Annotated in this window: 14 protein-coding genes; 3 read left to right on the forward strand and 11 right to left on the reverse strand. The window is 67.4% G+C overall.

All coding sequences use genetic code 11. From position 1 onward, the window contains the following. Positions 1–97: 97 nt before the first annotated feature. Positions 98–559 carry a diacylglycerol kinase gene (locus tag C7I55_RS25650; RefSeq protein WP_106515905.1) on the reverse strand — a complete coding sequence of 154 codons (462 nt, stop codon included), beginning with the start codon at positions 557–559 and terminating at the stop codon, positions 98–100. Between the two features lie 38 nt (positions 560–597). Between C7I55_RS25650 and C7I55_RS25655 the strand changes: the two genes are divergently transcribed. Then, positions 598–1398, forward strand: a complete 801-nt coding sequence (locus tag C7I55_RS25655) for an inositol monophosphatase family protein (RefSeq protein ID WP_106515906.1) — start codon at positions 598–600, stop codon at positions 1396–1398. Between the two features lie 4 nt (positions 1399–1402). Here C7I55_RS25655 and asnB read toward each other — a convergent pair whose 3' ends face one another. Further along, on the reverse strand, positions 1403–3328 hold the full coding sequence (gene asnB, locus C7I55_RS25660; RefSeq protein WP_106515907.1) for an asparagine synthase (glutamine-hydrolyzing): 1926 nt from the start codon (positions 3326–3328) through the stop codon (positions 1403–1405). A gap of 105 nt (positions 3329–3433) precedes the next feature. Beyond that, the gene (locus C7I55_RS25665; RefSeq protein ID WP_106515908.1) at positions 3434–3721 is read right to left on the reverse strand and encodes a PepSY domain-containing protein; all 288 of its coding nucleotides are present in this window, start codon (positions 3719–3721) and stop codon (positions 3434–3436) included. 293 nt (positions 3722–4014) lie between these two features. On the opposite strand from C7I55_RS25665, the gene C7I55_RS25670 reads away from it, so the two are divergent. Both C7I55_RS25670 and C7I55_RS25675 read left to right on the forward strand, forming a co-directional pair. Further along, positions 4015–4692 (forward strand): response regulator transcription factor, encoded by a 678-nt coding sequence (locus C7I55_RS25670; RefSeq protein WP_106516018.1) that lies wholly within the window; start codon positions 4015–4017, stop codon positions 4690–4692. Next, positions 4689–6083: a sensor histidine kinase gene (locus C7I55_RS25675; protein ID WP_106515909.1), complete on the forward strand. Its 1395-nt coding sequence runs from the start codon at positions 4689–4691 to the stop codon at positions 6081–6083. Before C7I55_RS25670 ends, C7I55_RS25675 begins: the two co-directional genes overlap by 4 nt. An 18-nt stretch (positions 6084–6101) precedes the next feature. Here C7I55_RS25675 and C7I55_RS25680 read toward each other — a convergent pair whose 3' ends face one another. From C7I55_RS25680 to C7I55_RS25715, 8 genes are all read right to left on the reverse strand, one after another. After that, positions 6102–6731, reverse strand: a complete 630-nt coding sequence (locus tag C7I55_RS25680; RefSeq protein WP_106515910.1) for a YceI family protein — start codon at positions 6729–6731, stop codon at positions 6102–6104. 494 nt (positions 6732–7225) lie between these two features. After that, entirely contained in the window at positions 7226–7858 is a 633-nt protein-coding gene (hisIE, locus tag C7I55_RS25685) for a bifunctional phosphoribosyl-AMP cyclohydrolase/phosphoribosyl-ATP diphosphatase HisIE (protein WP_106515911.1), read from the reverse strand. Further along, positions 7834–8601 carry an imidazole glycerol phosphate synthase subunit HisF gene (gene hisF, locus C7I55_RS25690; protein ID WP_106515912.1) on the reverse strand — a complete coding sequence of 256 codons (768 nt, stop codon included), beginning with the start codon at positions 8599–8601 and terminating at the stop codon, positions 7834–7836. The genes hisIE and hisF overlap by 25 nt, the downstream gene beginning before the upstream one ends. Then, a complete protein-coding gene (locus tag C7I55_RS25695; RefSeq protein ID WP_106515913.1) occupies positions 8588–9307 on the reverse strand; it encodes a 1-(5-phosphoribosyl)-5-[(5-phosphoribosylamino)methylideneamino] imidazole-4-carboxamide isomerase in 720 nt (239 codons plus the stop codon). The genes hisF and C7I55_RS25695 overlap by 14 nt, the downstream gene beginning before the upstream one ends. After that, positions 9304–9885 (reverse strand): imidazole glycerol phosphate synthase subunit HisH, encoded by a 582-nt coding sequence (gene hisH, locus C7I55_RS25700; RefSeq protein WP_106515914.1) that lies wholly within the window; start codon positions 9883–9885, stop codon positions 9304–9306. Before hisH ends, C7I55_RS25695 begins: the two co-directional genes overlap by 4 nt. Before the next feature lie 41 nt (positions 9886–9926). Beyond that, a complete protein-coding gene (gene hisD, locus C7I55_RS25705; RefSeq protein WP_106515915.1) occupies positions 9927–12917 on the reverse strand; it encodes a histidinol dehydrogenase in 2991 nt (996 codons plus the stop codon). Next, on the reverse strand, positions 12914–13804 hold the full coding sequence (gene hisG / locus C7I55_RS25710; protein WP_106515916.1) for an ATP phosphoribosyltransferase: 891 nt from the start codon (positions 13802–13804) through the stop codon (positions 12914–12916). The genes hisD and hisG overlap by 4 nt, the downstream gene beginning before the upstream one ends. Then, on the reverse strand, positions 13794–14123 hold the full coding sequence (locus C7I55_RS25715) for a YerC/YecD family TrpR-related protein (protein WP_106515917.1): 330 nt from the start codon (positions 14121–14123) through the stop codon (positions 13794–13796). The genes hisG and C7I55_RS25715 overlap by 11 nt, the downstream gene beginning before the upstream one ends. Between the last annotated feature and the right edge of the window lie 92 nt (positions 14124–14215).

Genomic DNA, 14215 nt, shown 5'->3' on the forward strand with positions numbered 1-14215 from the left:
CGTCGACCCTGGCCCGTTTTGCATTGAAGCGATTCGTCGCCGGACGGCGCCGTCCGACGACTCGAAAAGCGCGGCGATCCCGGCAAGAGGCTGCGTGTCAGATCGCCAGCGAGGCCAGCATCATCGTGCCGACCAGGAATGCGGTACCGCTTGCGATCAGCACGGCGCCCGCTGCTGCGTCCTTCGCATCGCGGATCTGTTCGGCGAATTCGGGATGGAGCCGATCGATCGCATATTCCAGCGCTGCGTTGATCGCTTCGAGCGCGAGCACCAGACCCGTGCACGGGGCGACCATCGCAGTCCAGATCAGACCCGGCTGAAGCATGCAGACGCTGCCGATCGCACACACTCCGATGACGGATTGGACCCGAAAGCTTCGCTCCCGCCTCAGCACCACCCGCAACCCCGCCGACGCAAAACCAAGGCGTTCGCCAAACGGGCGGTTCTTGCAGCAGGCGGAAAATGCGGGATCGATGCTGTCCACGTCCGTCAGATTAGGAGCCGCCTCGGGCTCCGGCAAAAGGAGATACGGTCCTTTTGCCGTGCGGACTCCGTGCACCCTTGACCGCCGCCTTGCTCCCGCCGCAGGCGAGGCGGATGGCGATCACCGGGAATCACGCGGCTCTGGCCGCATTTGCGCAGACCTTGGCCGACACCGCGCGGGCCGAGACTCTCCACCGCTTCGAAATGGGCATTGGTGCCGAGGACAAGGGCGGCGCCGACGGCTTCGATCCGGTGACCGACGCCGATCGCGAGGCTGAACGCGCGATGCGGGCCGCGATCGAAGCCGCATTCCCCGATCATGGCATTGCCGGTGAGGAATTCCCGGAGCGTCCGGCCAACGGACCCTTCGTGTGGAGCCTGGATCCGGTCGACGGAACCCGGTCCTTCACCTGCGGCCTGCCCAATTGGGTGACCTTGATCGCTTTGCTGGAAGAGGGGCGGCCGATCCTGGGGCTGATCGACGTGCCCTGCCTCGGCGAACGCTATTGGGGCGGCGCCGGGGAGGGCGGCTTCGTTCGTTTCGGGCGCGAGGCGCCGCTGCGTGCCAGCGACCGCACCCGGCTTGACGAAGCCCGCCTTTCCACCACCGACCCCTATCTGTTTCCGGGCGCGGAGCGCGATGCGTTCGAGCGCGTGCGCAGCCGCGTCCGCACCAGCCGCTATGGGCATGACGGCTACGCTTATGCGCGGCTCGCCGCCGGCACGATCGATCTCGTCATCGAATCGCAGCTCAAGCCCTACGATTACAACGCCCTCATCCCCGTCGTCCGCGCGTCGGGCGGGATGATCGGCAACTGGACGGGTGGCGACGATTTCTCGCACGGCAGGGTGATCGCGGCGGCGACGCCGGCGCTGTTCGATCAGGCCGTGGCCCTGATGCGCGACGCAGTCTGACGCTCTAGGCCGCAGCCGCGGTCGGGCTTTCCTGCTGCCGCTGCTGCTCCCACCAGCAGCCGAACATCGCGATCGCATAAAGCATGCGTCCATGATTGGCGGTGCCGGCGCTGTGCTCCGCGAACAACGTGCCGACTCCTTCGGGATCGAGCAAGCCGCTCGCCCGCGCGCCGCTCTCATGCCACGCCTCGCGCGCGAACTGGCTGAAATCGCCCCTGAACCATTCGGCGAACGGGAGCTGGAAGCCGAGTTTGCGCAAGCCCAGCGAGCCTGTGGGCAGCCACGGCTCGACCGCCTTGCGGAGCGCGTATTTGCCCGTTCTGCCGCGCAGCTTCATCGCGTTCGGCATCGTCATCGTCCAGTCGACGAGGCCGTGCGAGAGGAACGGCACGCGCGCTTCCAGCGAATGCGCCATGCTGGTCTGGTCGAGCCGATTGAGGAGCGATGCCGGCATGTGCACGGTCAGATCGGCAAGCATGAATTGCTGCAGCGGATCGAGCGTCGCAAGCCCCGATCCGGGGAAATGCGCGTCCGCCAGCGCGGCGACGTCGCCGGCCGTTTCGTGGCGAGCGAGGAAGCCGGGCTCGAACAACCGGGCACGCAGCCACGGCGAGGAGATTTGGGTGCCTGCGAAGAAGCGCTGAACATTGCCGTCGAGCGTTGCGGCGTGCCGGAAACGCCGCGCATTCTGGCGGAGGTAATTCCACCGGCGCGACGACGTGGCGGGGAGACGATCGACCATGCCTGCGATCGGGCCGAGCGCCTTGAGGAGCGGCGCCCACCGCGCGGCGTTGAGCGCGGTGCGCTGGCGCTTGTAGCCGGCGAAGATCTCATCCGATCCCTCGCCGCACAGCACCACCTTCAGATGTTGCGCGGCGAGCTTCGAGAGATGCCAATGCGGAATCGCCGAAGTGGCGGCGCAGGGCTCGTCGAAGGCAGCCTGCACGGCCGGCAGCAGGGTTCCCGCAGCGTCCGGCTCCAGCGGCAGCAGGATATGCTCGCAGCCGAGATGACGCGCAATCCGGGTCGCCGCCGCGGTCTCGTCGATGCTGGTGTTCGGGAATCCGACGGTGAAAGCCTTGATCGGCGCACCGGACAACTCGGCCATGATTGCCGTGACCGCCGCCGAATCCACCCCGCCCGACAGGAAGGAGCCGACCGGCACGTCCGCGAGCATGTGCCGCTTCACGCTCGCGCGCAGCCGGCTGCGCGTCTCCTCGATCCACTCCTGCTCCGTCACGTCGGTGCGGATCCGGAATTCGGGCTTCCAGAAGGCATGGATCTGCGCATCGCGATCGGGGCCGATCCGCAGGCAATGGCCGGGCGGGAGACTGCGCACCTGCCGGAAGATCGTGCGCGGCCGCTGCACGTGGCCGTAGCCGAAGAAATCGTGAACGGCGCGTTCGTCGACATCGAAAACGTGGCCGGGAAGCGGCCGGAGCGCGCGGATTTCCGACGCGAAGGCAATGCCGCCTTGTTGCTCGGTCACGAACAGCGGCTTGATGCCGAGCGGATCGCGGGCGAGCGTCAGGTTGCGGGTCAGGCGATCCCAGATCGCCACCGCGTACATGCCGTCGAGCCGCGGCCATGCGTCGTCCTGCCAGTGCACGAATGCTGCAAGCAGGGTCTCGGTATCGCTGTTGGTGACGAAGCGCATACCGGCCTCTTCCAGCTCGGCACGAAGCTCGAGATGATTGTAGATCTCGCCGTTGAAGACGACCGCATAGCGGCGATCCGGGCTTGCGATCGGCTGGTGGCCTCCGGCGATGTCGATGATGCTGAGCCGGCGCATGCCGAACCCGAAATCGCCGTCGACGAGCGTGCCGAAATCGTTCGGTCCACGGTGGACGATCGTGTCGCACTGGCGCGCCACGATCTCCGGCGCGACCGGGCGGCCGCCGCGACGATACCATCCTGCGATACCGCACATGCTGCTGTGATCCTTTGGAGAGATGAGGGCGCGCCAGGCTCGGGAAGGCGCCGGCGGTACGGGCCGGCGCCTTCAGCCGCGAAAATCGAATGGTCCGGCCTTGTTTCAGTCGTCGCGGCTGCGGCGCGTGATCCGCAGCGTGTCGGGCGCCAGCTTCACGTCCCAGGTTTCACCATTGGCGAGGCGGGCATCGTCAATCTCCCAGCGGCGTCCGTCGTCCAGCTCGATATCGTCCCAGGCGACGAAGCCGTTGGCCTGCAGCACGCGCGCGATCGCCGCGCGTTCGGCCTCGGTCGGCTGCCGGTCAGGGCTGCTGGAGGCGGCGAATGCGGTGGCCGCGGCGACGGGGATCAGGCCGGCTGCGGCGATGAGGGAAAGCGTGCGAGTGCGCATGGTTCATGTCCTGTCGTGAGTCGCGGACGCGTTCGAGGCGGCCGATGGAGCGGAGAGCCGCTGTCCGGGCTTCGGCGCAGCGTTGCGCGTCGCCCAGACCAGGAACCGGAAGAGCGCGGCGGAAATCGGGCAATCCCGATCGTCCGATCGACCCGTCTCCGGTGTGTCCGATGCCTGTTCCATGGCGTGGTTCTGCGCCCGGTACCTGACGGGCCGATTGCCGAAACATTTGAAGTTCGTCAGGTTTGCCCGGAATCCTTGTTTCCGGCGCGCCGCTCTGGAAGACAGCGATGATGCACATCCTGCTTGTCGAGGACGATCCACGCGTCGCCGCCTATCTGTGCAAGGGGCTGGAGGAAGAGGGGCATGTCGTCGATCTGCGCGAGGATGGACGCTCCGGCCTGCTCCAGGCCTCGACCGAGCGCTACGATATCATCCTGCTCGATCGCATGCTGCCCCATGTCGATGGCCTCAAGATCCTGCAGACGCTGCGCGCCACCGGCGATGCGACTCCCGTGTTGATCCTGAGCGCACTCGGCGACGTGGACGAGCGGGTGAAGGGCCTCCGCGCCGGCGGCGACGATTATCTCGCCAAACCGGTGGCGATCTCCGAGCTGCTCGCCCGCGTCGAGGCGCTCGGCCGCCGCGGCACTCTCACCGAAGAGGTCGCGGAGCTGCGGGTCGGGGCTCTGGTCGTCGATCGGCTCGGCCACGCGGTCACCATCGAGGGCAGGCCGGTCGATCTCACCGCGCGCGAATACCAGATCCTGGAGCTGCTCGCCCGCCATGCCGGCCGCGTAGTCACCCGCTCGATGCTGCTCGAGCATGTCTGGAACTACCATTTCGATCCGCAGACCAACGTCATCGATCAGCATCTCAGCCGGCTGCGCCAAAAGCTCGCTCTGGTCTCGCCGGTGCCCCTCGTCCACACCGTGCGGGGCGCGGGCTACATGCTCCGGCCCGGCGAATGAAGCTTCTCAAGAGCTTCTCGTTCCGGCTTGCCGCGACCTACGCCTTGCTGTTCTCGGTGTCGTTGGCGCTCGTTCTCGGCACGTATCAGCTGGTCAGCATCACCTTGCCGCGCAACGCGGTGAAGGCTGCGATCGAGGCGGAAGCGGAGACGTTCGCCGCCGGCTATCGCGGCGATGCGCGTGCATTGGCCCGGCGGCTCGAAGCCCGCGCCGGGGCGCCCTCCCAGCTCGCCGGCTTCCACCTCCTCACTGATCCCGCGGGCCATGTCGTCAGCACCAACCTGCCGAGCTGGCCTGCCTTCGCCGGACGCCGCTGGTATTCGCTCGAGGCCGACATCTATCGGGACGGCGATGAAGACGATCACGAAGCGCTCGTGCTCGATCGCGGGCTCGCCGATGGATCGCGGCTGATGATCGGCCGCGACGTCGAGGAGCTGGACGATCTCGAGGAAGCGATCGGCTCGGCGGCGCTCTACCTGATCGCCGCAACCCTGCTTCTCGCCACGGCCGGCGCGCTGTTGATGAACTGGGCGATCGGACGCCGTCTCGACGCCGTCTCCGGCACCGCGCGGCGCGTGATTGGCGGCGATCTCGCCGGGCGCGTGCCGATCAATGGCAGCGGTGACGATTTCGATCGGCTCGCGGTCACGCTCAACCTGATGCTCGATCGGGTCGAAGCCGGAGTCGAAGCGGTGAGGACCGCATCGGACTCCGTCGCGCACGAGCTGCGGACGCCGCTCAGCCGCCTGCAGGCGAGCTTGAGAAAGGCGGCGCCTGGCGACGGCGCGGATGCGTCCGACCTGTACGACGCCATCGACGAGGCCGATCGGCTGCAATCCTTGTTCGACGCGGTGCTTCGGATCTCGCGGATCGAAAGCGGGCGGCACGAAGCGCACTTTGCCGACGTGAACCTCGCCGCGCTGATCGCCGACGCTGTGGATCTCTATGGCCCGGCGGCGGAAGACAAGGGTGTGAGTCTCGCGCAGTCGACAGGCGACGCCCCGATCGTCCGCGGCGATCGCGATCTCCTGTTTCAGCTCGTTGCCAATCTTCTCGACAACGCCATCAAGTTCACACCCACCGGCGGCACGATCCGTCTTGGCATCACGCACCAGGGGGTGGGTGTCCGGCTGATCGTCTCCGACAGCGGGCACGGCGTCCCTGCGGAGGCGATGGAGCGGCTGGGCGAGCGCTTCTTCCGGGGCGCGGCAGCGTCCGGCGCTCCCGGCGTCGGGCTCGGGCTCTCTCTGGTGCGCGCGATCGTGCGTCTGCACGACGCGAGCATCGTCTTTCGCGATGCTCGACCCGGGCTGGAGGTCGGCATTACCTTCCAGCCGCGCGGGGCTGCAGGCAGCGCCAAGGTCCGGGACGCCCGCTCCGGCCACCTGTGACCGGAGCGCGGTCTCGTCCTACTTCTGGAAGGCCGCCGAGATGTCGAGTTTGACGCTGTCGCCGACCATCGGAACCCCGAAGCCAAGTCCGAACTGGCTGCGCGTGATGGTGCCGGTTGCATGGAAACCGACATTCTCCTTGCCGCCCATCTGCTCCGGCATCTTGCCGGCACCGTAGAATTCGGCGTCGAGCGTCACCGGGCGGGTAACGCCGTTCAAGGTGAGATTGCCGGTGATCCGCGCTTTCTGTCCGGTCGCAACCACGGCCGTCGACACGAAGCGTGCGTCGGCGGGCGCTGCGCCGAAGAAGTCGGGCTTGCCGCCATCCTTGCCCGGGCGAAGCAGATGCTGGGTCAGCCCCGTGCTTGCGGTGACGACCTTGGAGACCGGAATGGTGACGGCGACCTTGGCCGAGTTGGGGGCTTTCGGATCCAGGGTGAGGCTGCCGGTCACCCCGCCGAAGAGACCGGTGTAGGGCGAGAAGCCCAGGTGATCGAGCGTCCAGGCCACCAATGTGTGGTCGGGATCGGCGGTATAGGTGCCGCCGGTGACCGCCGCGGGGTTGCCGCTGCCGGGCGCCGAGGTCGGCCCCTGTGCGATGGCGACGGTCGAGACGAGGGCAAAGGCGACAGCGTAAGCGATGCGCATGGGTGAACTCCGATAGGGGTTCATAACAGAAAGCACAGCCCGTGCTCCGAGGGAAGCGCTTCGCATCGGCCGAGGGTCTGCAATCGCCCACGCACTGGGAGGAGGATCTCGTGCGTTCGCCGGAAATCCGTACAGGAGACAGGGTCATCCATATGCCGGGACATGCGACAATGAGCCTGCAGCGTGGCAAAGTGGATTCGGAGGGCAAGTTGCAGCTGCCGGCCGAAATGCGGCGTGCTCTCTCGCTCTCAGACGGCGACACCTCCTGCTCGAGATGGTCGGAGGCGAGATACATGTCCAGCCACCACGCGATGCGGTGTCGCGTGTTCGCGCCCGTCTTTGGGATATGTGGCGCCCGACGTCAGCCTTTCCGAAGAATCGATCGCCGATCGCCGTGCCCAGCCCGGCGATGAGTGATCACCGCCATACGCTCGACGCATCCGATGAAGGTTGCACGCTGAGCCGCGCCGAAATCAACCTTCGGCGAGCAAGCCTCAGGCGCGATGCCGTTTCCGCAGCACGTCGACGACGTCCCCCCAGCCATAGCCCCGGGCCTCCATCAGCACCGTGAGGTGATAGAGCAGATCCGCCGTCTCCTCGGTGCAGCCCTGGGCATCGCGGGTGACTCCGGCGAGCGCGACTTCGACCCCTTCCTCGCCGATCTTCTGAGCGATCTTGGCGTTCCCTTCGGCGAGCAGGCGGCGCGTATAGCTCTTGTCGTCGCCCGAAGTGGCGCGATCGTGAACGATGCGGGAGAGTTCGGAAAGCCAGCCCGGGCCCTCGTCCTCGCCGCCGAAGCAGGAGGCGGTGCCGAGATGGCAGGTCGGCCCTTCCGGTATCGCGCGGACGAGCAGGGCGTCGGCGTCGCAATCCTCGTGGACGCTGCGAACGGCGAGCCGGTTGCCGCTGGTCTCGCCCTTCATCCACAGCCTGCTCTTGGAGCGGCTGTAGAAGGTGGCGAAGCCGGACGACAGCGTCGCGCCGAGCGCCTCCGCGTTCATGTAGCCGAGCATCAGCAGGCGGCCGGTGGCTGCGTCCTGCACGGCGGCGGGAAGCAGGCCGTCCATCTTCTCCCAGGCGAGGCCAGGGATGTCGGCCGCGTTCAGCGGCGCATTTCGATCCCGCATGTGCCGAGATACTCCTTCAGATCGGGGATCGCGATCAGGCGATCGTGGAATACGGTGGCGGCGAGCGCGCCGCTGGCGCCGGCGTCGACGAAGGCGTCGCGGAAATGCTCAAGCGCGCCGGCGCCGCCGGACGCGATCACCGGCACCGAGGCGGTTTCGACCACAGCACGGGTATGGGCGAGGTCATAGCCCGTGCGCACGCCGTCCCGGCGCATGCAGTTGAGCACGATCTCGCCCGCGCCGCGCTCGGTCGCTTCCTTGGCCCAATCGAGCGTGCGCCGGCCGGTATCGCGGGTCGCGTCGGGCGAGCCGGTATATTGCTTGACCCAGTAGTCGCCGTCGGCCTCGAAACTATCGACGCCCAGGACGACGCACTGGCTGCCGAAATCGCGGGCGAGTTCCTCGATCAAGGCCGGGCGTTCGAGCGCGGGCGAATTGATCGACACCTTGTCGGCCCCGGAATCGAGACAGGCGGCCGCCTGGTCGCGGGTGCGGACGCCCCCCGCGACCGCGAACGGAATGTCGATCACGCGCGCGATCCGCCGCACCCATTCGGGATCGAGGCTGCGGCCTTCGGCGCTCGCGGAGATGTCGTAGAAGACGAGCTCGTCGGCGCCTTCCTCGCGATAGCGCATCGCGCTTTCGACGATGTCGCCGACATCGCGGTGGTTGCGGAACTGGATGCCCTTGACGACACGGCCGTCCTTGACGTCGAGGCAGGGGATGATCCTACGCGCTGGCAAGGCTCACCGCCTCCTGAAGCGTGATCCGACCTTCCCACAGGGCCTTGCCGACGATCGCGCCGTCCGTTCTCAGCCGCTTCAGATCGTCGAGCGAGGAGACGCCGCCGCTCGCTTGGATGGCGAGATGCGGCAGCCGCGTGCCGGCTTCATGGAGCAGATCGAAATTGGGTCCGGCGAGCATGCCGTCGCGACCGATGTCGGTGAGCAGCAGGTGGCGCGCTTCGGGATAGAGGGCAGCGATGTCCCACAGCGATCGGCCGCTATCCTCGGTCCAGCCGACTGTTGCGACGAACGGCGTGTCATCGACGATGCGGACGTCGAGCGACAGGGTGATCCGGTCGCCGCCGAACTCGGCGAGGAAAGCCTGGACGAGCTCGGGTTGTTTGACTGCCAGGCTGCCGATCACGACCCGCCCGACCCCGGCGTCGAACATCCGCGCAATCTGTTCGCCGGTGCGGAAGCCGCCGGCGACCTGCAGGGTCAGCGGAGCGCTACGGGCGAGATCCGCGATCAGATCGTGCTGGACCGGGGCGCCCGCTTTGGCACCGTCCAGGTCGACGACGTGCGCCCAGCTTGCGCCGGCCGCGGCAAATTGGGCGAGCGCCTCGGCGGGCTCGGTCGCATAGGTGGTCGCCTCGTCGAAGCGGCCCTGCGCAAGGCGGACGACGCGTCCGCCCATCAGGTCCATGGCGGGATAGATGATCATGCGTTGAGGAAGCTCTCGAGAAAGCGCGCTCCGGCTTCGCCGGAACGCTCGGGGTGAAACTGGGCGCCGAGGAAGTTGCGGGCGCGCACAGCGGCGGGAATTTCGCGGCCGTAATCGGCGCTGGCGACGGTCGCCGGCCCGGCATCGACGGCGAAGCTGTGGGCGAAATAGACATAGTCGCCGGTGCGCAGGCCGATCCGGTCGTCGCGGACCTGGAGGCTGCTCCAACCCATGTGCGGTACCGGCATGCCGGGTGCCGGGCTGAGCTTGCGCACCCGGCCGGGGATGATGCCGAGACAGTCGGTGCCTTCCTCCTCGCTATGCTCGAACAGCATCTGCATGCCGAGGCAAATTCCGAGCACCGGCTGGGTGAGGCCGCGCAACGTGCCGGCGAGACCGCGCTTGACGATCTCCTCCATCGCGTAGCCGGCGGCGCCGACGCCGGGCAGGATGACCTTGTCGGCGGCCGCGATCGTTTCCGGATCGCCGCTGATCACGGGCGAGAGGCCGAACCGCTCGAAGGCGATCCCGACCGATCCGATATTGCCGCAGCCGACATCGACGATGACGAGATCCATCTGTTACCTCCCCGTGCCGGCGAGGACCTGGAGCACCCCCATCACAGCACCCCCTTCGTGCTCGGCATCGCATTCTTGTCGCCTTCGCGGCCGACCGCCTGGCGCAGGGCACGGCCAAAGGCCTTGAAGCAGGCCTCGGTCTTGTGGTGATCGTTCTCGCCCTCGACGCGGACATGGATCGCGGCGCCGAGGCTGTCGGCAAGTGAGCGGAAGACGTGGCGGGTCATCTCGGTCGGATAGTCGCCGATATGGCTCGCCTCGAAGCTACCCTCGAACACACTGTAGGGGCGCCCGGACAAATCGATCAGCACATGCGCTTCGGTTTCGTCCATCGGCAGAGAGAAGCCGAAGCGGCCGATGCCGCGACGGTCGGCGAGCGCCCGCGACAGAGCGGTGCCGAAGGCGATTGCGCAATCCTCGACGCTGTGATGGGCGTCGATCTCGAGATCGCCCTCGCACGACAGGATCAGGCTGAACCCGGCATGGGCGGCGATCTGATCGAGCATGTGATCGTAGAAGGGGATCCCGGTGTCGATCTTGCGGGGCGAGGCCCGGTCGAGATCGACGGCGACCGCGATCTTGGTCTCCTTGGTGTCGCGGACCACCTCGCCGCGGCGGCTCGGCGTATCGTTGGCCGGAACCCCGAAGGCGGCGAGGGCGGCGTCATTCTCGGCATCGGTGCCGACGGTCAGGCGCACGCCCCCGGGGGCCGCATTCGGCCGAAAGCGGGCGCGGATACCGAGGCCGTTCAGCTTTTTGGCGAGCGTGGCGGGGTCGTCGACTTCGAGAAACAGGAAGTTGCCGCCGCCGCTGCGCACCGTGTTGACGATCGGCGCACGTGCGAATTCTCCGGCGAGGCGCTCCCGGTCCGCCTTGATGCGCGCGATACGCTCGAGGTGGATCGGCCGGCGCGACGGCGACAAGGCGGAGAGAGCGGCTTCGATCGAGAGGCTCGGCAGCGGGTAAGGCGGCAGCGCCCGCGCTGCGATCGCGATCAGGTCCGCATTGCCGAGCAAAGCGCCGATGCGGGCACCGGCCAGGCCATAGGCCTTGCTGAGCGTCTTCAAGATGGCAAGGTTCGGCCGCCGGATCGCCTCCTCGGCAAGGCTCGGTGCCTCGGAGAATTCGAGATAGGCCTCGTCGAGTACGATCAGCGTGTCCGGCAGCGCATCCGCGACTCGAAGGACATCCGCAGCCGCGACGGTGTTTCCAGTCGGGTTGTTGGGTGCGCAGATGAAGGCGAGCTTCAGCGAAGGCTCGCTCCGCACCGTGGCCAGAAATGCGTCGGCATCGAAATCGAAATTCGCGTCCAGCTTCGCCTCGATCACCCTGGCGCCCTGCAACTTGGCGAAATGGGCATAAGCCGAGAAGGTCGGCATGCAGATCGAGATCGCGTCCGCCTGCGGGCGGCAGAAGGCGCGGACGAGGATGTCGATCGCGTCGTCGGCGCCGCGGGTGACGATCAGATTATCCGGTCCGACGCCGTAGAGCGCCGCCATCGCCTTCTTGAGCCGCGCGGGCTGCGGTTCGGGATAGCGGTTGAGCCCCGCCGCCAGCGCGCCTTCGCTGAGCGGCGCATAGGGATTTTCGTTGGCGTCGAGCTTGATCGCGTCCGGCCCGAACGCATCATTGGCCATTGCTGCAATGTCGAACGGAGGCAGTGCCAGGACTTCCGGCCGGGCGAGCCGCTCCGCGAACGCCAGGGCAGCGCCCGTCCCGCTTGCGGGATGGGTGGACGTCGCGATCGGATACAGGCGCGCATCGGCTGATCGTGCGTGCGCTTCCAGCCCCTCGAGCCGCGCCAGTGCCGCTGCCGGGCCGGCCACGCGGGCCGCCGCTTCCGACGTCACGGCCTGGACGCTCATCGCCTTGAGGAAGGTATAGACCGACACTCCGCTCCAGGCACGGGCGGCGCCGTCGGTAGGGAGGACATGGCTGGAGCCGGCCAGGTAATCGCCGAACGTCTCGGAGGCGAGGTGGCCGGCGAAGATCGCCCCGGCATTGCGGATCCGGGCAACGAGTTCGTCCGCCTGCGCGACCGCGAGCGACAGATGTTCGGGCGCGTAGAGATTGGCGACCTCGGCCGCCTCGCCGAGATCGGCGGTGACGACGATCCGGGCGTGCGCAAGCGAGGCCTGGGCGATCTCCGCGCGCGGCAGGGTCACGGCCTGCGCCTCGACCTCGCGCTGCACGGCGGTGGCGAGCGTCGTGGACGGAGTCGCGAGCAACACCTGGGCGGATGGATCGTGCTCGGCCTGGCTGAGCAGGTCGGCGGCGACGACGGCAGCGTCGGCACTGTCGTCGGCGATCACCATCAATTCGCTCGGCCCCGCCGGCATGTCGATCGCGATCCCACCCGGCAGCGACGCGACATAATTCTTGGCTTCCGCGACCCAGGCATTGCCGGGCCCGCAAATCTTGGACACCGACGGGATCTCGCCGGCGCCGAACGCAAGCGCGGCGATCGCCTGCGCGCCCCCGACGGTCCAGACGGCCTCGATTCCGCAAAGCTCAGCGGCAAGGGCAATCACCGGATCCAGTCCGCCCTCTGGCCGCGGGGGAGTCACCACGACGATTTCCCGCACGCCGGCGGCCCGCGCCGGAATGACGAGCATCAGCAGGGTGGAGAAGAGCGGCGTCTTCCCTCCAGGCACGTAGAGGCCGACCCGATCGATCGCGCGCCACACCTTGCGAACGGAAAGGCCGGGCACGGTCTCGACCGCATGTTCGGCGGGAAGGCTTTCGGCGTGGAAGCGCTCGATATTGCGGGCGGCGAGTTCGACCGCATCGATCTGCTCGGCCGAGAGGCTGTGCCGGGCCTCGGCGGCGATCGCCGCGACGGCAACGCGCTGCGGCGCCTCTCCGTCGAGACGCACGGCGTGCGCGACGAGCCCGTCCCAGCCGCGGCGTCGCACGTCCTCGACGATTTCGCGCACCGACGCCTGCAGAGCGGCGTCGCTACGCTGCTCGGGCCGGGCCAGGACATTGCGGCGGGCGGCCGCATCGAGACTGTTCCAGGTAAAGGTCTTCACAGCATCATCTTTTCGATAGGCAATACGAGGATCGCGGAGGCGCCGGCGTCTTTCAGTTTCTGGAGCGTCTCCCAGAAGACCGATTCCTGGCAGACGGCATGGACCGCGAAATGGCCGGGCCGGCCGTGCAGCGGCAGGATGGTCGGCGCCTCGGCGCCGGGCAGGATGTCGGTGATCTCGCGCAGCGCCTCGCTGGGCGCGTTGAGCATGATATATTTCGATTCCTTGGTGGCGAGCACGCCGTCGATCCGGCTGAGCAGCTTGGCGCCCTGGTCCACCTTGGCCTCGGCCATCGGCTTGCGCGTGCGGACCAGCACCGCCTCGCTGGTGAACACCGTCTCGACCGCACGCAGGCCGTTCGCCTCCAGGGTCGCGCCGGTCGAGACGAGATCACAGATGAAGGCCGCAATCTGCAGGCGCGGCGCGAGTTCGACTGCGCCGTTCATCTTCACCACCGTCGCGTCGATGCCGTTATCGTCGAGGAAGCGCTGCAGGATGCGCGGATAGGAGGTGGCGATGCGCGCGCCGCGCAGCGATTGGGGCCCCTCATAAGGCGATGCCTCGGGCGCGGCGATCTTCAGCGTGCATTTGCCGAAGCCCAGCTGGGCGACCACCTCGAAGCGCGGCGAATCCTCGCCGAGCGAGAATTCGCGCAACACATTTTCCCCGACGATTCCGAATTCGCAGACGCCGTCGCTGACGAAGATCGGAATGTCGTCGTCGCGCACGAACATCAGATCGGCGGGAAAATTGTCGACCCGCGCGGTCAGATCGTTCTTGCCGTTCTGGATCTTGAGGCCGGCATCGCGAAGCAGCCCGCGGCTGTAGTCGGACAGGCGACCCGACTTCTGGATGGCGATGTGGAGGCGGGTTTCGTCAACGAGCATTGGGATTTCCAAGAGTGTCTATGGCGCGCCGGTAGCCGAGATTCGGCTCCTGACGCAGAAAACGGGCGACGCGGACGATGGTTGTCGTGCTGACCCCGGTGGCCTCGTGAATGTCGCGGTACGAAAGGTCGGTGCCGTCGAGCAGTCGGGCGACGTGCCAGCGCTCGGCAAGGGTGCGGATCTCGGACGGGGTGCACAGGTCGCTGAGCAAACGGCCCATCTCGGCGACATCGGCGGGCGTCAGCAAGGCGGCGCAGAGGTCCGCCGTCAGCGCCTGGGCGTCGCGCGTCGCTTTGATCGGGGCGTCCTTCTCGGCCATCTTTGTTCCAACGTGTTAAAACAGTGGAACGGCAGATAGGAGTGTCGAACCGCGAAGGCAAGAGGCGCCGCACACGGGTGAAAAACTGGCGC

This window comes from Allosphingosinicella deserti, from assembly GCF_003012735.1.
GTDB lineage: Bacteria > Pseudomonadota > Alphaproteobacteria > Sphingomonadales > Sphingomonadaceae > Allosphingosinicella > Allosphingosinicella deserti.

What these genes read in the sequence shown, in the direction of transcription:
- C7I55_RS25655 (WP_106515906.1), top strand. Translation starts at nt 598, where the DNA reads ATGGCGATCACCGGGAATCACGCGGCTCTGGCCGCATTTGCGCAGACC.
- asnB (WP_106515907.1), bottom strand. Translation starts at nt 3,328, where the DNA reads ATGTGCGGTATCGCAGGATGGTATCGTCGCGGCGGCCGCCCGGTCGCG.
- C7I55_RS25665 (WP_106515908.1), bottom strand. Translation starts at nt 3,721, where the DNA reads ATGCGCACTCGCACGCTTTCCCTCATCGCCGCAGCCGGCCTGATCCCC.
- C7I55_RS25670 (WP_106516018.1), top strand. Translation starts at nt 4,015, where the DNA reads ATGCACATCCTGCTTGTCGAGGACGATCCACGCGTCGCCGCCTATCTG.
- C7I55_RS25675 (WP_106515909.1), top strand. Translation starts at nt 4,689, where the DNA reads ATGAAGCTTCTCAAGAGCTTCTCGTTCCGGCTTGCCGCGACCTACGCC.
- C7I55_RS25680 (WP_106515910.1), bottom strand. Translation starts at nt 6,731, where the DNA reads ATGCGCATCGCTTACGCTGTCGCCTTTGCCCTCGTCTCGACCGTCGCC.
- hisIE (WP_106515911.1), bottom strand. Translation starts at nt 7,858, where the DNA reads ATGCGGGATCGAAATGCGCCGCTGAACGCGGCCGACATCCCTGGCCTC.
- C7I55_RS25695 (WP_106515913.1), bottom strand. Translation starts at nt 9,307, where the DNA reads ATGATCATCTATCCCGCCATGGACCTGATGGGCGGACGCGTCGTCCGC.
- hisH (WP_106515914.1), bottom strand. Translation starts at nt 9,885, where the DNA reads ATGGATCTCGTCATCGTCGATGTCGGCTGCGGCAATATCGGATCGGTC.
- hisG (WP_106515916.1), bottom strand. Translation starts at nt 13,804, where the DNA reads ATGCTCGTTGACGAAACCCGCCTCCACATCGCCATCCAGAAGTCGGGT.
- C7I55_RS25715 (WP_106515917.1), bottom strand. Translation starts at nt 14,123, where the DNA reads ATGGCCGAGAAGGACGCCCCGATCAAAGCGACGCGCGACGCCCAGGCG.